The sequence below is a fragment of the Roseobacter ponti genome (assembly GCF_012932215.1).
Classification (GTDB): domain Bacteria; phylum Pseudomonadota; class Alphaproteobacteria; order Rhodobacterales; family Rhodobacteraceae; genus Roseobacter; species Roseobacter ponti.
Genome location: NZ_CP048788.1, coordinates 3,156,607 through 3,174,741, shown reverse-complemented (window position 1 = coordinate 3,174,741; position 18,135 = coordinate 3,156,607). Strand labels below are relative to the sequence as shown.

The window sequence follows — 18,135 nt, the reverse complement described above, 5'->3', positions numbered from 1 at the left end:
ATGCTGAGTCTCGTCGAATGTCATCACTGCCCCGGCGCTACTGCGCAGGGATTCGCCGCGCCTGGGAAATGCTGTCCATCCGCGTCGTGGTAAAGCGGTCGGCATTGCCGGCGCGGCGTGCGAGACGGTCCAGAAGAATGGTCTCGGTCTGGTCAAAACGCCCGGCGCGCAGCCCTGCATCGATGGTCAGCCGTTCAAACACGTCGCGTTGTGCATGACTCCCGCCAATGGTCTGCATCGCGGGCCGCGCCGCACTCAGATCCGCAAAGGCCCGGTCATAGCGTCCCTCGGCAAAGGCATTCAGACCGGAGAGGGCCGCGACACCCGGATCCGCATAGCGCTGCGGCATCTCACCGTTGCGCGCCGCGTCACGGGCAAACCGGGCAGTCATCCCGGTGATTGCTTCGGGCCGCTGCGCGCCCGTCAGCGCCATCATGTAGTGCAGATCGGCAAAAACCACGCAGCCGTCTTCGGTGCGGGCCTGCGACAGATCCGCGAGTTCTTCCCAGCGCGGACCCACATCGATGCCTTCCAGTTCCAGCCGCACCAGCAAAGAGGTGGCGTTGGAAATGTCGCGGTAGTCATCGGTTTTGTCCGCCCGGATCTGCGCATCATAAAGCCCGAGGGCCACGTCCAGCTCGCCGCGGTCCATGTGCAGCAACGCCTTGTGCCACCAGACGTGATAGCGGAAATTGTTACAGTGATCCCAGGCGCCGGTGTGACCTTCGATAAGTGCGATACCGCGGTCGGCACGTGCTGTCATATCGTAAACGTGGGTCACCGCATGCAGACCCCAGCTGTCCTTTGGTGCGAGGGTCAGGCCTCTGAGCCCGGTGGCCTCGGCGGCGTCATATTCTCCGGCTTCTTCCAGCGCAAAGGCATGGCACCCCAGCGCATATCCGGCACAGGCATGGCTGTCGTCATGCGCACCGAGCAGGCGCTCGATCGACCTGCGCATGCCCGCGGCATCCCCAAGGATAAAGCGGATGGCATGGCTCACCTTGGCCGAGAGCGTATCGGCAGGATTGGCGGCGAGAACTTCTTCCATCAGAGCGATGGCACCGGAGGGATGGCCGGCCAGCCATGCCTCAAGAGCCTCAACCCACGCCGCTTCGCGCCGGCTGATGGTCGTGTGATCGGCATGATGACGTGCGGTTGCTGCGGCCTCGCGCGCGACGGGCAGCATTTCGGCGCGCCCCAGCATCAGCGAAAAGAGCCCCCGCGCGGCATGCCCCATGGCAAATTCAGGGTTGTCTGTCAGAAGCGCACCCAGATGCACCGGGGTGGCTGTTCCATGAGCCAGAAAGGCATCGATCATAGCGTCCCATTCGGACAGTGCGGTCTGCGTCTTCAGGGAGACCGGACTCTGGCAGATATCGTACAGCATTGGGATCGCACCTTTTTAACTGGTTGTTCATCTTCTCTAACTCAATATCGGTGCGCGCGCAGGCTGTCGGGGCGGGTTACACGCCAACGTGACCGCCTGTGTGGGGTTTGCGGTAATATTTCAGCGAAAGATCGCGCAGCAGTGGCAAATTCCGGCCGGTGCAGGCGGCGTGCCGCCCAAATGTTACGCTTTTGGCGGACGCAGACCGAAGCGTGCGCCAACCGCAGCCGTATCCTGCCCGAAACGCGGCGGTGCTGTGCGGTATTTCACCGGCGTGCGCGAGAGCTTCAGCGGGTTGGCCAGCAGCCTGACATGCCCGTCGGCGGTATTGTCCGCGGGAACATGCACGACAGACCCGCGGGCCTGCGCCTGATCTGAGCTCAGCGCCTCGCGCACGGTGTGGATCGGGCCGGCGGGCACCTTAACGGCATGCAGAAGGTTCAGCACCGTATCGCGTGACAAAAGCGCCACGGCGCGCGCAAGCTGAGGGATGAGTGCGTCGCGATTTTCGATCCGCGCCACATTGGTCCGGAACCGCGCATCTCCTGCCATTTCGGCCAGCCCCAGCGCATCGCAGAATCGCGCAAACTGTGCGTCATTTCCGACGGCGATCAGCACATGGCCGTCCGCGCAGGCAAATGCATCATAGGGCACGATATTCGGGTGCGCATTGCCGCGCCGGACCGGGTCTTTGCCGGAGGTCAGGAAATTTGTCCCCTCATTAATGAGCCAGGCCATCTGCGCATCAACGAGCGACAGATCGATATGCTGCCCTTCGCCTGTACGGTCGCGATGGCGCAGGGCGGCGAGAATACCGATGGTGGCGTACATTCCGCACATGACGTCCGCGATGCCCACACCCGTTTTGGTAGGCGGGCCATCGGGGTCGCCTGTCAGAGACATGATGCCGCCATAGCCCTGCGCCATAAGGTCATATCCGGGCTGGTCACGGTTGGGACCGGTCTGACCGAAGCCGGAGATGGAGCAGTAGACAAGACCCGGATGCGCGGCACAAAGGGCCGCGTGATCAATTCCGTATTTCTCGAGGCCACCGGGTTTGTAGTTTTCAATCACCACATCGGCGCGGGCCGCCAGCGCGCGGACGAACTCCCGTCCCTCGTTGGTCGAAAGATCCGCCGCGACAGACTGTTTATTGCGGTTGGCGGCCATGAAATAGGCTGAGAGATCGGTCGGGTTGCCCGCCGCATCAAGGGCATAGTTGGGCCCCCAGCCGCGGGTGTCATCACCGCCGGTTTTCGGGTTCTCGATCTTGATGACCGTGGCGCCGAAATCACCCAGAAGCTGTGTGGCCGTCGGGCCGGCCAGAATGCGGCTGAGGTCCAGAACGACGAGCCCTTCGAGCGCTGCCGGCGTGTCAGATGCGTCCGTCATAGCCGCCCCGTTCGATCACCGCGGCGATCACTGTAAAAGTATCGGCGGCCAGCGCCGTCTCAAGTGCTGCACGCAGCTCTTCGCGGCTGGTCGCGGTGTGACCTGCGCCGCCAAAGGCCCGACCCATGGCCGCAAAATCGTGTTTCGCGAAATCCACGCCGTTGTTTTTCATCTGGCGCGAGCGTTGCTTGAGTTCAATCAGCGACAGCGACGCATCGACGAAAACGACGAAAATGGTGGTGAGACCAAGCTCGGCGGCGGTTGTGAGCTCTCCAGCGATCATCAGAAAGCCCGCATCACCGGAGAACGAGACGACCGGGCGTCCGATCTCCGCGATCTGCGCGCCCATGGCAAGTGGAATGGCGCAGCCCATGGTGCAAAGCGCTGTGGACTGCGTCAGCCCGCGCGGCTCATAGCATTCCCACATCTGGCTGAGCAGAATGCGGTGCGCGCCGCTGTCCACGGTCGCCAGCGTCTCACGGGGCAGGGTGCGGCGGCAGGTATCGATCACCGCCGCCGGTCCCCAGGTGTCGTCGCGCGGAAAGGCCTTGCCAAGCGCCTCCCGCGTCGCGGCAACCTCGCCACCGGTCCATGTCTGCTGCGGCGAGATCGCGTCCGTGAGTGCGGTCAGCGCGGCTTTCGTCTCAGCAACAAAATTCAGGCCCGACTGGTGCATGTAGTGGTGATTGGGCTCAGCCGTCACATCAATCACATTCTGCTGCCGCGGGTCCCAGGCGTCGCGCCATCCCGTGCGCATTTCGATCGGGTCATAGCCCAGACAGAGGATCAGATCGGCCTGCTGAACCAGTGGCATCAGGTGCCTGTCCGCCAGCGGCGACAGCCCCGCGCCACCCAGGGCGAGCGGGTGATCTTCCGCAATGAGCCCCTTGGCTTTGTAGGTGGTGATGACCGGCACGTCGAAGCGCTCTGCAAAGGCGGTAATCTCTGCGCCGGCGTCGTCGTTCATCGCATCAAGACCCACAATGGCGACCGGACGCTCTGCTGCCGCCAGCCAGCCGCGCGCAGTTTCAAGATCTGCACCGGAAGGGGCAACAGGCGAGGCGGCTGCGCGGTCTGGGCCCGCGTCTTCCGGCACACGGGCATCCGCTACTGTGATCGGCACATCGATGTGCACCGGGCCGGGGCGGCCCTCGGTGGCGATGCCAACGGCTTTGTCCGCGATCACATGCGCCGCACCCGGCACGAGCGAAAAGCTCGCCTTGGTAATCGGACGGAACACCGCCTGCTGGTCGAGCACCTGATGGGTGTAGGTCTGCGCCTCATCGGCGTCGACGGCGCCGGCGAGAACGATCATCGGTACACGGTCCTGGTGAGCATTGGCCACCGCATTGACGCCGTTCAGCGCCCCGGGCCCGACCGTGGCCACCAGAATGCCGGGCGCACCGGTGCGGTGCCAGACACCCTCGGCCATAAAGGCCGCCGCGTTTTCGTGTTTGCAAAGCACAAAGCGGATCCCGGCCGCCTCAAGCGCATCAATAAGGGTCAGCACCTCGCCGCCCGGCATCCCGAAAGCGTGGCGGCAGCCTGCGCGATACAGGCGCTGTGCGAGCGCATCGGCCGCGCGGATGGTGGAAGGCTGGGGCATCAGGACACCTGTCATCGGTTGCTGTGGCCTGCTGATACCGCATCGGCAGCCGCGCGCAATTCACCATTGCGTGGCAAAAATTACAATCAGGAACGTGGCAGGTGCGGCAGCGCCGCCTCAGCGGCGACGGTCACGACGCGAGGACATCGGCTGGAACGCCACGCCCACATGTGCTTCGCAATAGGGTTTGCCCTGCTGCACCGGCAACCCGCAGAACCAGAAGTTCTCTGTCGCGGGATCGCCTACCGGCCATTTGCAGGTCCGCTCGGTCAGTTCCATCAATGAGAGCTTTTTGGCCTTTTTCTCAATCTCGGAGACCTTGGCCAGCGCTTCAGGGCTGATTTCGTTGGCCGAGGGCTGCGGCGGCAGCGGCTGTCCTGCCGGGATAATCTGCTTGCGTGCGGGGATCGGCTTGGGCGCAGCCGGTTCTGCTTCGGCCCGGGCTGCCGGTTCTGCCGGTTTTGTCGCGGCTTTTGGCCGGGCTTCGGCCTTGGGGGCCGCCTTTGCCTTGGCCTCGGGTTTCGATGCTGCGGTCGCGCGGTTGGAGAGCCCCAGGCGATGCACTTTGCCGATCACGGCGTTGCGGGTCACCCCGCCGAGCTCTTTTGCGATCTGGCTGGCCGACTGACCTTCGCCCCACATCTTTTTGAGCATTTCAACGCGTTCGTCGGTCCAGGACATCGGTACTTCCTCAAGTCAAAAGCGGCCCTTCGTCAGTCGGACCGCTTTGCTGCATCACGGGATCTTATTCTAATCACTCACCAGGGAGTTACAAGCGCTGAACGACAGGTGGCGCTGATTGCACGGCTGCCGTACGGGCACGCGCTTCACGCACGGCCAGGATAATACCACCGGTCAGAATGATGCCGGCGCCCAGCCATGTGACCATATCGGGGATCTGGTTGTAAAAGGCGACATCATAAAGCGTCGCGAATATCAGCGTGCCATAGCTGAAGGGCGCCACAAAGCTGGCGTCCGCGCGTGCCATAGCGTTTACAAAACAGGCCTGTGCCGCCGCCATGCAGAGCCCAAGACCGCCCAGCAGCAGCCATTGCAGGCCGGTGGGCGCCTGCCATACGAAGACCACAGCGGCGCAGGCGAGGATCAGTCCCAGAAAGTTGTTGGTCAGCAGCACCTGAAAGGCCGGCTCCCGCCCCGAGAGCTTTTTGATGAATATGAGCTCCAGACCCATCACAGCCGCCGCTGCCAGCGCCAGCAGGCTTGCCGCCTGAAAGCTCTCCGGCGTGGGGCGCAGCAGAATGACTGCGCCGGCGAGCGCCATAGCAGCAGCAGACCAGCGGATGCGCCCGACCTTTTCGCCCAGGAGCGGAATGGCCAGCATCATCCCGAATACCGGATTGAGAAAGGTGATGGCGGTGGCATCGGCGAGTGGAATATAGGCAACAGAGGCAAACATCAGCGTCACCCCCGCCCACCCGCATGTTGTGCGTGCAATGTGCAGCCACCAGCCTGGTCGCGTGAGCGTCGGGCGCAGCACACCTGCCGCCGCCGCCAGCACCGCAAAGGCAAAAACAAAGCGCCCGTGGGTGATCTGCAACGGATGCAGCGCGGGCCCTGCCGCATCGCTGCCAAGGACCTTGGCAAAAAGCATCGTCGCCGCAATGAACGCCGTGGCGATGAGCATCAGCAAAACGGCGATGCGCGGGTTTTCGGCGCGGGGTGTGAACATGATGCGGCCTATGCGCCCGCCGACCCTGCGGCGCAAGCGAAGATTTTCCTTCCCAAACTGATGCGCGCGGGCTAATCAGCGGATATGAAACACCGGACGTATATGCTGTCGCTGCGACGACGCTGAATGCAGGCCTCTGAGGAGGCCATCCGTTGCTGCCTGCGCCGCAGTGAAGTTCCTGACTGAAACCCGATAGTTGTTGACCCCGCTCTGAGGCTCATGCACCTTCCGTGCTCCGGCCTGAGCTTATCTGATAAGGAAGATCCGATGATCCCGACCCTGCTGCCCACCTATGCCCGCGCGCCGATGACGTTTGTCAAAGGCGAAGGTTCCTGGCTGACAGAAGCGGACGGACGACGTTTCCTTGATCTCGGTGCCGGCATTGCGGTGAACGCGCTGGGCCATGCGCACCCCGCACTGGTGCAGGCGCTCACCGATCAGGCCGGCGCGCTCTGGCACACCTCCAACCTTTACAGAATCCCCCAGCAGCAGGCGCTGGCGGACAAGCTAACCGAACACACCTTCGCGGACACGGTGTTCTTTACTAACTCCGGCACCGAGGCCTGTGAGCTTGCCGTGAAAATGGCGCGCAAATACTGGTATGATAAAGGTCACCCCGAAAAGACCGGGATCATTACCTTCTCAGGTTCATTTCACGGGCGCTCCTCTGCGGGGATCGCCGCTGCCGGGTCCGAGAAAATGACCAAAGGTTTCGGCCCGCTGCTGCCCGGCTTCGTGCATCTGGAATTCGGCGATCATGACGCCCTGACAGCGGCTGTTGATGACACCATTGCCGCCATCCTGATCGAACCGGTACAGGGCGAGGGTGGCATCCGCCCGGTGCCGGATCAGTGCCTGAAGGGCCTGCGCGACCTTTGCGACGAGCACGGGATCCTGCTGATCTTTGACGAAGTGCAGTGCGGTGTGGCCCGGACAGGCCGTCTTTTCGCCCATGAATGGTCCGGGATCACACCTGATATCATGATGGTCGCCAAAGGTATCGGCGGTGGCTTTCCTCTGGGCGCGGTTCTGGCCACTGAAGAGGCCGCCAGCGGCATGACGCTGGGCACCCATGGCTCGACCTATGGCGGCAACCCGCTCGGCTGCGCTGTGGGCTGTGCCGTGATGGACCATGTCACCGACCCTGATTTTCTCGCTGAGGTAAACCGCAAAGCGGCTCTCATGCGCCAGAAACTTGAGGGTCTGATCGCCGCACATCCGGATGTTTTTGACAGTGTGCGGGGCAGCGGGCTGATGCTCGGTATCAAATGTCGTGCCACCAATGCGGACGTGGTGAAGGCCGGATATGACGAGCTTGTTCTGACCGTCCCGGCAGCGGATAACGTCATACGCCTGCTACCGCCCCTCACGATCACTGACGCGGAAATCGACGATGCCATGAGCCGGCTTGATGCTGCCGCATCGGCCGTCGCCGCCGCCTGAAGTCACCCGGTCGTAAAACATCCCGGCACCGGCCTCCGGTCTGCAAAGAAAAAGTAAACCGACATGAACCACTTTCTTGATATTCACCTGACCGGTCAGGACCACCTGCGGCAGATCATCGACACCGCAGCGCAGATGAAATCCGCCCGCCAGGGCCGCCCGCGCGGTGCGCTCGATGACAATCAGCCGCTCAAAGATCACATGGTCGCGCTGATCTTTGAAAAACCATCGACCCGGACGCGCGTTTCCTTTGATGTCGGCGTGCGCCAGATGGGCGGGCAGACGATGGTGCTCTCAGGCTCTGATATGCAGCTCGGCCACGGTGAGACCATCGCAGATACTGCCCGCGTGCTCAGCCGCTATGTCGATCTGATCATGATCCGGACATTTGACGAGGCGGTTCTGACCGAAATGGCAGAGTTTGCCACGGTACCTGTCATCAACGGTCTCACCGACCGCACACATCCCTGCCAGATCATGGCCGATGTCATGACCTTTGAAGAACACCGCGGCCCGATCCGCGGCAAGAAGGTCGTCTGGTCCGGGGACGGCAACAATGTATGCTCATCCTTTCTGCACGCGGCGGGGCAGTTCGGCTTCGATCTGACGTTCACCGGCCCTCCGACGCTGGATCCGGAGCAGGAATTCATCGACCTGGCGCGCTCGAAGGGCTCAAAAATCGAGATCCAACGGGATCCGGCGCGCGCGGTCGAAGGGGCGGATCTCGTGGTCACAGACACCTGGGTGTCGATGCACGATGCGCAATCCGCGCGGGAACGGCGGCACAACCAGCTTCGCCCCTACCGGGTGGACGAACGGCTGATGGCGCAGGCGAAGCCGGATGCGTTGTTCATGCACTGCCTGCCCGCTCACCGCGATGACGAGGCGACATCCGAAGTGATGGACGGCCCGAATTCGGTGATCTTCGATGAGGCGGAAAACCGTCTTCATGCGCAAAAGGCGATCATGCGCTGGTGTCTGGGGCGGTAAGCGCCCGGGTCAGGTTCCGCGTGGTTTTGCCCTGAGCGTGGGGTCGGCCGCTGTCGGGTCCTCGGGCCAGGGGTGCCTGGGATAACGCCCGCGCATATCCTTGCGCACATCCGCATAAGAAGTCGCCCAGAACCCGGGCAGGTCTTCGGTGACCTGCACCGGTCTGCGCGCGGGTGAGAGAAGCGTCATGCGTACCGGCGTCCCGGCAACAAGCGGGTGCCTGGTAACGCCAAAAACCTCCTGCAGGCGCAGTTCAATCTGCGGCTGGGCACCGTCATAGCTGATCGGGACTTTGCGCCCCAGTGGTGTTACAAAATGCGAGGGCACAGCACGGCCCAGTGCCTGGCTTTGCTCCCAGCTCAGCCGTGCCTGCAGGGCGGGCAGGGGATCAAAGCGTTTCCAGCCGGCTGCTGTTTTTACCCCCTCCAGGTGGGGCAGCAGCCACTCTTCCAGCGTCTCAGTCAGGTGTTCGTGAGAGAAATCGGGAAACGCCGGGTCTGACCGGTGCATCAGCTGCGTGCGCGCAATGAACCGCTCAGCGGCACCGGCAGGCGTGAACCCGAGCTGGCGCACCCCGTCAAGCATCGCAGTGGCCACCGCCGCTGCCGGCGCCTCAGGCCATGCACGATCATCGAGAACCAGCGCGCCGAAGCGTTCCTGTTGCCGGGCCAGCACTTTGCCTTCGCGGCGCGACCACTGACAGACGCTTTCCCAGCCGATCTGATCCGCGAAAAGGTGCCGGAGTTCCGCCATGCTGAGCTCTGCGGCCTGCCGGATTTTTGCCTCCCGCGGGTCGCCGTCAAGATCGGTTGCCACCAGCAGATTTACGCCTGCCATCGGGTCACCGGCGGGCAGGACCGCCCCCTTGCCGCCCGACAGAATATATCGCGGTGCATCGCCCGGACGACGCAGCGCGATGCGGTCAGGATAGGCCAGAGCCGCCATGGCGCCGACGCTCTGATCGCCCCGCGCGGGACCTTTCCCGACCAGCCGTCCTGCCTCATCACGGATCCGGGCGAGCGCTCCGCGATCCGGACCAGTGCCGAACTCGCGCTCGTAATCGCGGGGATTTTTCACCGCCAGAAGCCGGCGTGTAAGATCAACAGATCCGCCCCGCAGGATGTCGCGCCCGGCCAGCAAAGCCGCCAGCAGCGGTGCGTCCGGCCCACCGAGCGCCACCATATGTGCAAGACGCGGATGCAGCGGCAATCCGGAAAGCTGCCGTCCGTGACCGGTGATCAGCCCGCGTGCATCGAGCGCGCCCAGCATCTCCAGAACGCTGCGTGCCTCACGCAAACGGCCCTCATGCGGGGGCGTCACAAAAGCCATCTCTTCGGCCCGCGCGCCCCAGAGCGCCAGCTCCAGCGCAAAGCCCGTAAGATCGCCCGCTTCGATCTCAGCAGGCGGGAAAGCCGCGAGCGCACCATCCTCGCCGCGGGGCCAGAGCCTGTAGCACACGCCCGGCGCCATGCGGCCTGCACGTCCGGCACGCTGCGTCGCCTCGGCCCTGGTGACGCGGGTGGTGATCAGGCGAGACAAGCCGGAGGCGGGGTCAAACTCCGACCGACGCGACAGGCCTGCGTCCACCACGATCCGGATGCCCTCGATGGTCAGAGAGGTCTCGGCAATGGCCGTGGCAAGCACAACCTTGCGCCCGGTCTCTGCAGGTCGGATAGCCGCGCGCTGATCTGCAAATTTCATCGCCCCGTAAAGCGGATGCAGTGTAACCCCGGCCGGCAGATGCGCTTTCAGCAGGGCCTCAGTGCGGCGGATTTCTCCCTCGCCGGGCAGAAAAACCAGCGCACTGCCGGGGGAGGCCTCCAGCGCGGTAAGGACCAGATCAGCTGTGGCGTTCTCCAGCCGCTGATCTTTGCCGCGCGGCCGGTCCAGAAACCGCTGTTCCACATCAAAACTGCGACCTTCGGAGGTGAGGATTTCCGCGCCCAGAAGGCCTGCGACAGGCTGCGCATCAAGGGTCGCTGACATGACCACTAGGTTCAGATCGTCGCGAAAGGCTGCAGCAGTCTCCAGACAGAGCGCCAGCCCGAGATCGGCGTTAAGCGATCTCTCGTGGAATTCGTCGAATATCACGACCCCGACGCCGGGCAGGTCCGGTTGATGCTGGATCATCCGGGTCAGAATGCCCTCGGTGATCACTTCAATCCGGGTGGCCGGGGACACTGCTGAGGCACCGCGCATGCGGTATCCCACGGTCTCGCCGACCTTTTCGCCCAGGGTCTGCGCCAAGCGTTCTGCGGCAGCGCGCGCGGCCAGCCTGCGGGGCTCGAGCATCAGAATGCGTCCCGGTGTTATGCCGGCGGTCAGAATTGCCAGCGGCACACGTGTTGTCTTGCCCGCCCCGGGCGGGGCCTGCAGCACCACCCGGCGGTCACGCGAGAGCACGCGTGTCACGTCAGGCAGGATCACATCGATGGGCAGGTCGGCGGGCATGGCCCTGCTTAACGCGAAAAACCCGGGGGGGCGAGGCTCTGGACATTTCGCGGGGACTGCCGGAAAACGTCCGGGTACTTGCCGGGGCTGAGACCAGATGGACATCGCGGAACTTGCACGACGCACGGCGGCCGGAGAGCGTCGCGCGCTGGCGCGTGCCATAACGCTTGTCGAGAGCGCACGTGCCGATCACCGCACGCAGGCGATTGAGCTGATGGAGGCGCTGCCCAAAGACCGTGAGGCTTTGCGGATCGGGCTGTCGGGCACGCCGGGCGTGGGCAAATCAACCTTTATCGAGAGCTTCGGGATGATGCTCACGGGCAGGGCGCTGAAAGTCGCGGTACTGGCAGTTGATCCGTCGTCGACCCGCACCGGAGGCTCTATTCTGGGCGACAAAACCCGTATGGACCGCCTCGCGCGCGACCCTGCTGCGTTTATCCGGCCCTCTCCCAGCCAGACACATCTGGGTGGTGTCGCGCGCCGGTCCCGCGAGGCGGTGGCCCTGTGCGAAGCCGCCGGGTTTGACGTGGTGCTGATCGAAACGGTGGGCGTGGGGCAGTCCGAGACCGTTGTGGCGGAAATGTCGGACGTCTTTTTGCTGTTGCTGGCGCCGGCGGGCGGCGATGAGTTGCAGGGCGTCAAACGCGGCATCATGGAAATCGCGGATATGATCGTTGTGAACAAGGCAGACGGTGATCTGAAAGCCGCAGCACAGCGCACCTGTGCCGATTATGCGGGCGCACTCCGGCTCCTGCGCAAACGTCCGCAGGATCCTGACGGGTTTCCCCGCGCGGTAATGGTTTCGGCCCTCGAAGAGCACGGTCTGGACAGGGTATGGCAGGACCTTAACGAACTCACAGACTGGCGCCGCGACAACGGGTTCTGGGACAGAACACGCAGGGCTCAGGCGCGATACTGGTTTCATCAGGAAGTCAGAAATGCAGTCCTGGCAGAGCTTGAAACACCGCAGGCCCGTGCCGCACTGGCCGGTTTCGCCGAAAAGGTCGCGTCTGGTGACATGGCCCCTGGTGCAGCCGCCTCCGGGTTTCTGTCGGAACTGGGTATGCGGCGGGCAGCAAAGTGATGAAAACGCACAGCCTCCGGGTTGACGCTTTGCGCGATTCCCACTAAAGCCAGCAAACGAATTTCCGGGGCGTGGTCTCAGGGCTGCCCCCTTTTGTCGTTGACCGGACCGCCGGGACGACCAGTGAACAAAGGATGACACCATGTCGCGCGTATGCGAACTGACCGGAAAAGGCCCGATGACTGGCAACAATGTCAGCCACGCCAATAACAAAACACGCCGTCGCTTTCTGCCGAACCTGAACGATGTGACCCTGCAGTCCGAAGCACTGGGCCGCGCGTTCAAGTTCCGCATCTCGGCGGCTGCACTGCGCACCGTGGATCACCGTGGCGGTCTGGACAAGTTCCTTGAGAAAGCCAAAGACGGCGATCTTTCGGCCAGCGCGCTGAAGGTCAAAAAGGCGATTGCCAAATCCTCCGACACGGCAGAAGTACTCAGCTGATCGCCTGATAATCCGGGTTTCAGAACCCCGTCCGGCAAGGGCGGGGTTTTTGCGTTTCTGCGTGGTGTTCAGATACAACGCACTCAGCGGGCGAGGATCTCATCCACCCAGACAGGCAGCGTCTTTGTCGCGGGCCCGAGCCTTATATCTTCGAACTGGCTGCCCACAGCGGAAGGCTCGAGATTGAACTCCACCGCCTGCGCTCCGTTCCGGCGGGCCTCGGCCACGAACCCCGCTGCCGGATAAACGTTCCCGGAGGTCCCGACTGAGGCAAAAAGCTCGGCCTCCGCCAGATGGTCGAAAATTTCCTCCATGTCATAAGGCATTTCGCCAAACCACACGATATCAGGCCGTGCCGCAGGAGCCGCGCATTTCGGGCAGGCATCGCCGGGCGCCATAACCAGCGGCGCTTCCCAGCGGTGATCGCAGGCTGCACAAAGGGCTGATTTCAAAGCGCCGTGCATGTGAATGACACGCCCCATACCGGCCCGTTCGTGCAGATCGTCGACGTTCTGGGTGATCAGAACCACCTCTCCCGGAAACGCGGCTTCCAGTTTCACCAGTGCTTTGTGACCGTCATTCGGGACTGCGGCGGCTGCCTGTTCCCGGCGCGCATTGTAGAAATTCACCACCAGGTGCGGATCGCGCGCAAACCCTTCAGGAGTGGCGACGTCCTCGACACGGTGCTCTGCCCAGAGACCGTCTTCGGCACGAAACGTGCCAAGACCGCTTTCGGCTGAGATCCCGGCGCCGGTAAGAATGACTATTTTCTGCATAAGTTCATGTCCCTAAATCCGGCGCTCCTGCGCGGCATCAGTCGTCATGCCCGCCAAGGATGGTAAGCGCGCCCGCCAGAAACGGCAGCTCTGACAGCGCCGGGGCGATCATCTGGTTTTTCAGCAGGCGCCGCATTGTGCGGGCAATATCATCAGGCACTGTTCCGGCCCAGTCATCGGTGGTGAACAGCGAGATCTGCCGTGAGAAGGGTTCAAACGGCAACGGTGCGGGCTGTATTTCGCTGTGAAACCGATGCGCGCGCATGTATCCCAGCGGCGTTGTGATGGTCCAGCCGATGCCGCGCGCAACCATGGCCATCAGGGCAAGGTGGCTTCCGATCTCGAAGCGGTCAGGATAGCTGATCCCGGTGCGCTCCAGTTGCGCCTCTATCTGCGCGCTGATCAGTTGTTGCTTTTCATAGCGCAGAAACGGCAGCTCGTCCGGGGCGGGCGGGTTATCTGCTGAAATGGAATGGCCGCGCGGCGCCACGATCATGAACGGGTCGCGCGCGAGCGGGTATTCGATGATGCCATCCGGTATGTCGCCGGTTCTGGCGCTGATCGCAAGCTGAAGCTCTTTGTCCGCGATCAGGGTGGCAAGCTCGTGGCTTGAGGCGGTGATCATGCGAAAACGGCACCCGGTAAGGCTGTCTGCGAGGATCGTCGCCAGCCGCGGCGTTATGTTGTCATCAAAGTCGTCGATGATACCAATGCTGAGCGAGGTGACATGTGCCAGATCCATCACCGTAAGTTCGCTCCGGGCGGCACGTATTTCCGAGAGCGCATTTTCCACCCGCGCCCGGAAGAGCTTCCCCGCAGGGGTGAGCTGCATCGGCCGTCTGCTGTGATCGACCAGTTCCACATCCAGCGCTGTCTCAAGATTGCGCAGCTGCTGGCTTACCGAAGGCTGGCTCAGCCCCGTGCGCTCTGCGGCACGGGCCACGGATCCCGAGGCGGCGAGCGCCTCAAATACCTCAAGGCCGCGAATTGTAATCCCCTTGGTGCTCATCACTGTCCTCCGGCGCCTGCGACCTGTCCTGCAACTCCGCGCCCTCAAGGTCAAGCACGCGCTGCCTGCATCCGGGTGAATCGCCTTGCAGGCGTAGAGTTTTTCTCCAACGATGCGGCTGACCGGGATACAGGAATCACACCATGAAAATCGCAGCCGCCGCCTACCCCCTCGATTTTCTGACATCCCGGGCGCAGTACGAAGACAAAATTTCCGCGTGGGTCGCTGAGGCAGTTGCGCAATCCGCGCAGCTGCTGGTTTTCCCCGAATACGGCGCAATGGAACTTGCGACCCTGGCGGGCAGGGACGTGGCCGGCGATCTTGAAGCCTCGCTCTTTGCCGTCTCGGACCGGCTGGCCGATGCGGATGCTCTGCACGCAAAACTGGCCGCAGAGCACGGGGTGTATATCCTCGCGGCTTCCGGCCCGGCCGCGACACCGACCCGGCCCGTCAACCGCGCACGGTTCTTTTCGCCCGGCGGCGGCATCGGAGTGCAGGACAAACAGATAATGACGCGCTTTGAGCGTGACCCGTGGAATGTAACCGGCGGCGGCCCGTTGCAGATCTTTGAAACAGCACTGGGGAAAATCGGCGTACTGATTTGTTATGACTGCGAATTCCCACTTCTGGGGCGTGCGCTGACGGACTGCGATCTTATCCTTGTGCCTTCCTGTACCGAGGCGCTGACCGGCTACTGGCGCGTTCGCATCGGTGCGATGGCGCGGGCGCTGGAAAACCAGTGCGTCACGGTCATGTCGTCGCTGGTGGGCGAGGCGCCCTGGTCGGATGCGGTCGACACCACAACCGGTGCGGGCGGCATTTTCGGACCACCGGATACAGGATTTCCCGCAAACGGTGTGCTTGCCGTGGGAGAGATCGGTCGCCCCGGCTGGACCTATGCCGACGTCGAGCCTGAAAAAATCGCCCATGTCCGGGCAGATGGGGTTGTGCTAAACCGGACCCACTGGACGGAACAGCCGGGCAGGGACGGTCCGCCGCAAAAAGTCTCCCTGCGCTGAATGCCCCTTGAAAAACCCTGCAAACAGGCGCATCTAAGCGGCGTCCGCAGCAAGGCGGACGTGCAAATCAGGAGAAACCATGGCCAAGGAAGATACGCTCGAATTTCCCGGTGTCGTCAAGGAACTCCTGCCGAATGCGACATTCAGGGTCGAGCTTGAAAACGGCCATGAAATTATCGCACATACGGCAGGTAAAATGCGCAAAAACCGCATCCGAGTTCTCGCCGGCGACAAGGTACAGGTCGAGATGACCCCCTATGATCTGACGAAGGGTCGGATCAACTACCGCTTCAAGTAACCCTTGTTTATTCTCGGTTCCGGATCACCGCGCCGCAAGGAATTGCTGGCGCAGATCGGCGTTGCGCCGGATGAAATCCGTGCACCGGACATAGATGAAGAGCCACATCCGCGAGAACTGCCGAGACCCTATTGTGCCCGTATGGCGCGCGAAAAAGCGGCAGCCGTGCCCTCCGGTCCGGATGACATTGTGCTTTGTGCGGATACAACCGTTGCGCTGGGGCGTCGCATTCTGGGAAAACCGGCGGATGCGACGGAGGCCGAAGCCTTTCTGCGCGCGCTTTCGGGACGCAGGCACCGGGTCATCACAGCGGTCGCGGTGCGCTGCGGCGAGATGATCCGCGAAAAAGACGTGGTCAGCACAGTGCGTATGAAAACGCTCTCCGAGCCGGAAATCCGGTCCTATATCTCCAGCAACGACTGGCAGGGCAAGGCCGGTGGATACGGCATTCAGGGCCCCGCGGGGATGCTGATCCCGTGGATCAGCGGGTCATTTACCGGCATCGTCGGACTGCCGCTGGCGGAAACTGCAAATCTGCTGCGCGCGGCAGGACTGAAAGGGCTGGCATGAAGGGTCGCAGCATCATTCTGGATCACTGGCAGGGCCGCGAGGCCGCAGCCCTGATGATCGATGGTAAACTGGATGATCTGCTGATCGATTCCGATCTGCCGCGCACAGGTACGGTCTATCGCGCTGTCGCTGACCGGCCCGTTAAAGGGCAGGGCGGCATGTTTCTGAAAACACCCGACGGGCCGGCGTTTCTGCGCCAGGTCAGAGGGCTTGCGCCGGGTCAGTCGCTGCTTGTGCAGGTCTCCGGCTATGCGGAGCCTGGCAAAGCGTTGCCGGTGACGCAGAAGCTGCTGTTCAAAAGCCGCTATGCGATTATCACGCCCGATGCACCCGGTCTTAACATCAGCCGGTCGATCCGGGATGAAGCCGAGCGCGACCGGCTGCTGGAAATTGCCCATGACACACTTGGTGGTACCGCAACCGGGTTGATTCTGCGCTCCTCCTGTGAAGGGGTCGATGAAGATGAGATCGCCGCTGATATTGAGGCTATGGCAACGCTTGCCCGCAGAGTGGCAGAAGACGGTGGCACCGGCATGGAGACCCTGGCGGAAGGCGACGGACCGCATGCACTGGCCTGGCGGGAATGGGTTGATCCGGCCGACGTATCAACCGACCCCGGTGGCTTTGAAGTGCAGGGCGTCGCCGAGGCAATCGATGCGCTGCGCGGCCCCCGCGAGCCTCTCGAAGCCGGCGCATCGATGTATGTCGAACCGACACGCGCGCTGGTCGCTGTGGATGTTAACACGGGCAATGACGCTTCGCTTGCCGCCGGTCTCAAGGCCAATCTGGCCTGCGCGCGTGCTCTGCCACGGGCGCTGAGACTGCGCGGGCTCGGCGGACAGGTTGTGCTGGACCTTGCACCGATGCCTAAAAAGGACCGGCGCAGCTTTGAGAGCGCATTGCGTCAGGCGTTCCGCAGCGATACGGTTGAGACCGCGCTGGTTGGCTGGACACCTCTGGGACACTACGAACTTCAGCGCAAACGCGCCAGACTGCCCCTGAGCGAGATGATCGCATGAGCTGTCCGATCTGCAGCAAACCGACCGTGAAAGAAACGCGCCCCTTCTGCTCGAAACGTTGTGCGGATCTGGATCTCGCGCGCTGGTTCAACGGCAGCTATGCCGTGCCGTCAGGTGATCCGGACGATTTCGATGACCTTGAACAGGCACTTGACGAGGCTGCGCGCAAAGAGCCCGGTGCGGACAGGCCGCACTAGGCCTCAGGCCTTCAGATCATAGGTTGGCAGCTGCTCAAACGCGGTGCGCAGCGCATTTCCCCAGCCGTTTGAGATGCTCTCATAGACGGGGTCGTCCTCTTCAATGCGCAGCTCGACTTCGGGCATGAAGGTATCGTTTTTATAGACCATCAGATCAAAGGGCGGACCCACCGACAGGTTCGAGGCGGTGGTCGAGTCAAAAGACACCAGCAACAGCTTGACCGCATCCCCGAAACTCATGTGGCTGTCATAGGCGCGCACCAGAATGGGCCGGCCGTATTTGGTTTCACCGATCTGAAAAAACGGCGTCTCGGCCGTGACTTCGATGAAGTTGCCTTCCGGATAGATCATGAACATCGTCGGCGGGCTGCCTTTGACCTGACCTCCGACAATGACAGTTGCCTGAAAAGACGAGGCATCGCCGCGCGGGCCGATGGGCGCGCTGTCGGCGATGACCTCTTTCAGAGTGGAGCCGACAAGCCTGGCGATCTGGAACATCGACGGCGCCCGCAGGATCGACGGATCGCGGTCGTCGGCGGCTTTGACACGTTCCTCAATCAGGCTCACGAGCGCCTGGGTCGTCGCGAGGTTGCCAGCAGTCATCAGCGTGATGTGGCGTTCACCGGGAACGTCCCAGCTGAACATTTTGCGGGTTCGCGAAAAGTTGTCGAAGCCCGCATTTGTGCGGGTGTCGGACATGAAAACCAGCCCGTTGTCGAGAAGAAGGCCGACGCAATATGTCATGGAATCATCCGGTAAGAA

Annotated in this window: 18 protein-coding genes; 9 read left to right on the top strand and 9 right to left on the bottom strand. The window is 62.6% G+C overall.

Annotated elements, in window-relative coordinates:
* Positions 1–37: 37 nt before the first annotated feature.
* The 5 genes from G3256_RS15130 to G3256_RS15110 form a co-directional block, all read right to left on the bottom strand.
* Positions 38–1,387, bottom strand: a complete 1,350-nt coding sequence (locus G3256_RS15130; RefSeq protein ID WP_169641615.1) for a tetratricopeptide repeat protein — start codon at positions 1,385–1,387, stop codon at positions 38–40.
* 183 nt (positions 1,388–1,570) lie between these two features.
* On the bottom strand, positions 1,571–2,779 hold the full coding sequence (locus tag G3256_RS15125; protein ID WP_169641614.1) for a CaiB/BaiF CoA transferase family protein: 1,209 nt from the start codon (positions 2,777–2,779) through the stop codon (positions 1,571–1,573).
* Positions 2,763–4,385: a thiamine pyrophosphate-binding protein gene (locus G3256_RS15120; protein ID WP_169641613.1), complete on the bottom strand. Its 1,623-nt coding sequence runs from the start codon at positions 4,383–4,385 to the stop codon at positions 2,763–2,765. Before G3256_RS15120 ends, G3256_RS15125 begins: the two co-directional genes overlap by 17 nt.
* A gap of 117 nt (positions 4,386–4,502) precedes the next feature.
* The gene (locus tag G3256_RS15115; RefSeq protein ID WP_169641612.1) at positions 4,503–5,066 is read right to left on the bottom strand and encodes a GcrA family cell cycle regulator; all 564 of its coding nucleotides are present in this window, start codon (positions 5,064–5,066) and stop codon (positions 4,503–4,505) included.
* 88 nt (positions 5,067–5,154) lie between these two features.
* On the bottom strand, positions 5,155–6,075 hold the full coding sequence (locus G3256_RS15110) for a DMT family transporter (RefSeq protein ID WP_169642466.1): 921 nt from the start codon (positions 6,073–6,075) through the stop codon (positions 5,155–5,157).
* Between the two features lie 267 nt (positions 6,076–6,342).
* On the opposite strand from G3256_RS15110, the gene G3256_RS15105 reads away from it, so the two are divergent.
* Both G3256_RS15105 and argF read left to right on the top strand, forming a co-directional pair.
* The gene (locus G3256_RS15105) at positions 6,343–7,518 is read left to right on the top strand and encodes an aspartate aminotransferase family protein (protein WP_169641611.1); all 1,176 of its coding nucleotides are present in this window, start codon (positions 6,343–6,345) and stop codon (positions 7,516–7,518) included.
* 63 nt (positions 7,519–7,581) lie between these two features.
* On the top strand, positions 7,582–8,508 hold the full coding sequence (gene argF, locus G3256_RS15100) for an ornithine carbamoyltransferase (protein ID WP_169641610.1): 927 nt from the start codon (positions 7,582–7,584) through the stop codon (positions 8,506–8,508).
* Between the two features lie 9 nt (positions 8,509–8,517).
* Here argF and hrpB read toward each other — a convergent pair whose 3' ends face one another.
* Complete coding sequence (gene hrpB, locus G3256_RS15095; RefSeq protein ID WP_169641609.1) at positions 8,518–10,959, bottom strand: ATP-dependent helicase HrpB; 2,442 nt, start codon at positions 10,957–10,959, stop codon at positions 8,518–8,520.
* Between the two features lie 97 nt (positions 10,960–11,056).
* Here hrpB and meaB point away from each other — a divergent pair, with 97 nt between their 5' ends.
* Both meaB and rpmB read left to right on the top strand, forming a co-directional pair.
* Positions 11,057–12,043, top strand: coding sequence for a methylmalonyl Co-A mutase-associated GTPase MeaB (meaB, locus tag G3256_RS15090; protein WP_169641608.1), 987 nt, complete (start codon positions 11,057–11,059; stop codon positions 12,041–12,043).
* A 142-nt stretch (positions 12,044–12,185) separates the two neighbouring features.
* Positions 12,186–12,485: a 50S ribosomal protein L28 gene (gene rpmB, locus G3256_RS15085; protein ID WP_169641607.1), complete on the top strand. Its 300-nt coding sequence runs from the start codon at positions 12,186–12,188 to the stop codon at positions 12,483–12,485.
* An 83-nt stretch (positions 12,486–12,568) separates the two neighbouring features.
* Here the strand turns inward: rpmB and G3256_RS15080 are convergent, their stop codons facing one another.
* Positions 12,569–13,261: an NAD-dependent deacylase gene (locus G3256_RS15080; RefSeq protein WP_169641606.1), complete on the bottom strand. Its 693-nt coding sequence runs from the start codon at positions 13,259–13,261 to the stop codon at positions 12,569–12,571.
* Between the two features lie 37 nt (positions 13,262–13,298).
* Complete coding sequence (locus tag G3256_RS15075; protein ID WP_169641605.1) at positions 13,299–14,270, bottom strand: LysR family transcriptional regulator; 972 nt, start codon at positions 14,268–14,270, stop codon at positions 13,299–13,301.
* Positions 14,271–14,413: 143 nt separating this feature from the next.
* Between G3256_RS15075 and G3256_RS15070 the strand changes: the two genes are divergently transcribed.
* The 5 genes from G3256_RS15070 to G3256_RS15050 all read left to right on the top strand — a co-directional run bounded on the left by G3256_RS15070 (position 14,414) and on the right by G3256_RS15050 (position 17,373).
* Positions 14,414–15,289 carry a carbon-nitrogen hydrolase family protein gene (locus G3256_RS15070; protein WP_169641604.1) on the top strand — a complete coding sequence of 292 codons (876 nt, stop codon included), beginning with the start codon at positions 14,414–14,416 and terminating at the stop codon, positions 15,287–15,289.
* A 79-nt stretch (positions 15,290–15,368) separates the two neighbouring features.
* On the top strand, positions 15,369–15,587 hold the full coding sequence (gene infA, locus G3256_RS15065; protein ID WP_005978431.1) for a translation initiation factor IF-1: 219 nt from the start codon (positions 15,369–15,371) through the stop codon (positions 15,585–15,587).
* Between the two features lie 3 nt (positions 15,588–15,590).
* Positions 15,591–16,157: a Maf family protein gene (locus tag G3256_RS15060; RefSeq protein ID WP_169641603.1), complete on the top strand. Its 567-nt coding sequence runs from the start codon at positions 15,591–15,593 to the stop codon at positions 16,155–16,157.
* A complete protein-coding gene (locus G3256_RS15055) occupies positions 16,154–17,176 on the top strand; it encodes a ribonuclease E/G (RefSeq protein ID WP_169641602.1) in 1,023 nt (340 codons plus the stop codon). Before G3256_RS15060 ends, G3256_RS15055 begins: the two co-directional genes overlap by 4 nt.
* On the top strand, positions 17,173–17,373 hold the full coding sequence (locus G3256_RS15050; protein ID WP_169641601.1) for a DNA gyrase inhibitor YacG: 201 nt from the start codon (positions 17,173–17,175) through the stop codon (positions 17,371–17,373). The genes G3256_RS15055 and G3256_RS15050 overlap by 4 nt, the downstream gene beginning before the upstream one ends.
* A 3-nt stretch (positions 17,374–17,376) precedes the next feature.
* Here the strand turns inward: G3256_RS15050 and G3256_RS15045 are convergent, their stop codons facing one another.
* Complete coding sequence (locus G3256_RS15045) at positions 17,377–18,117, bottom strand: proteasome-type protease (RefSeq protein ID WP_169641600.1); 741 nt, start codon at positions 18,115–18,117, stop codon at positions 17,377–17,379.
* Between the last annotated feature and the right edge of the window lie 18 nt (positions 18,118–18,135).

Excerpts from the sequence above, each read along its gene's own strand:
- G3256_RS15050 (WP_169641601.1), top strand. The coding sequence starts at position 17,173 with ATGAGCTGTCCGATCTGCAGCAAACCGACCGTGAAAGAAACGCGCCCC.
- G3256_RS15120 (WP_169641613.1), bottom strand. The coding sequence starts at position 4,385 with ATGCCCCAGCCTTCCACCATCCGCGCGGCCGATGCGCTCGCACAGCGC.
- argF (WP_169641610.1), top strand. The coding sequence starts at position 7,582 with ATGAACCACTTTCTTGATATTCACCTGACCGGTCAGGACCACCTGCGG.
- G3256_RS15105 (WP_169641611.1), top strand. The coding sequence starts at position 6,343 with ATGATCCCGACCCTGCTGCCCACCTATGCCCGCGCGCCGATGACGTTT.
- meaB (WP_169641608.1), top strand. The coding sequence starts at position 11,057 with ATGGACATCGCGGAACTTGCACGACGCACGGCGGCCGGAGAGCGTCGC.
- G3256_RS15115 (WP_169641612.1), bottom strand. The coding sequence starts at position 5,066 with ATGTCCTGGACCGACGAACGCGTTGAAATGCTCAAAAAGATGTGGGGC.
- G3256_RS15125 (WP_169641614.1), bottom strand. The coding sequence starts at position 2,779 with ATGACGGACGCATCTGACACGCCGGCAGCGCTCGAAGGGCTCGTCGTT.
- G3256_RS15130 (WP_169641615.1), bottom strand. The coding sequence starts at position 1,387 with ATGCTGTACGATATCTGCCAGAGTCCGGTCTCCCTGAAGACGCAGACC.
- G3256_RS15045 (WP_169641600.1), bottom strand. The coding sequence starts at position 18,117 with ATGACATATTGCGTCGGCCTTCTTCTCGACAACGGGCTGGTTTTCATG.
- G3256_RS15055 (WP_169641602.1), top strand. The coding sequence starts at position 16,154 with ATGAAGGGTCGCAGCATCATTCTGGATCACTGGCAGGGCCGCGAGGCC.
- G3256_RS15070 (WP_169641604.1), top strand. The coding sequence starts at position 14,414 with ATGAAAATCGCAGCCGCCGCCTACCCCCTCGATTTTCTGACATCCCGG.
- infA (WP_005978431.1), top strand. The coding sequence starts at position 15,369 with ATGGCCAAGGAAGATACGCTCGAATTTCCCGGTGTCGTCAAGGAACTC.
- G3256_RS15075 (WP_169641605.1), bottom strand. The coding sequence starts at position 14,270 with ATGAGCACCAAGGGGATTACAATTCGCGGCCTTGAGGTATTTGAGGCG.
- rpmB (WP_169641607.1), top strand. The coding sequence starts at position 12,186 with ATGTCGCGCGTATGCGAACTGACCGGAAAAGGCCCGATGACTGGCAAC.
- G3256_RS15110 (WP_169642466.1), bottom strand. The coding sequence starts at position 6,075 with ATGTTCACACCCCGCGCCGAAAACCCGCGCATCGCCGTTTTGCTGATG.
- G3256_RS15080 (WP_169641606.1), bottom strand. The coding sequence starts at position 13,261 with ATGCAGAAAATAGTCATTCTTACCGGCGCCGGGATCTCAGCCGAAAGC.
- hrpB (WP_169641609.1), bottom strand. The coding sequence starts at position 10,959 with ATGCCCGCCGACCTGCCCATCGATGTGATCCTGCCTGACGTGACACGC.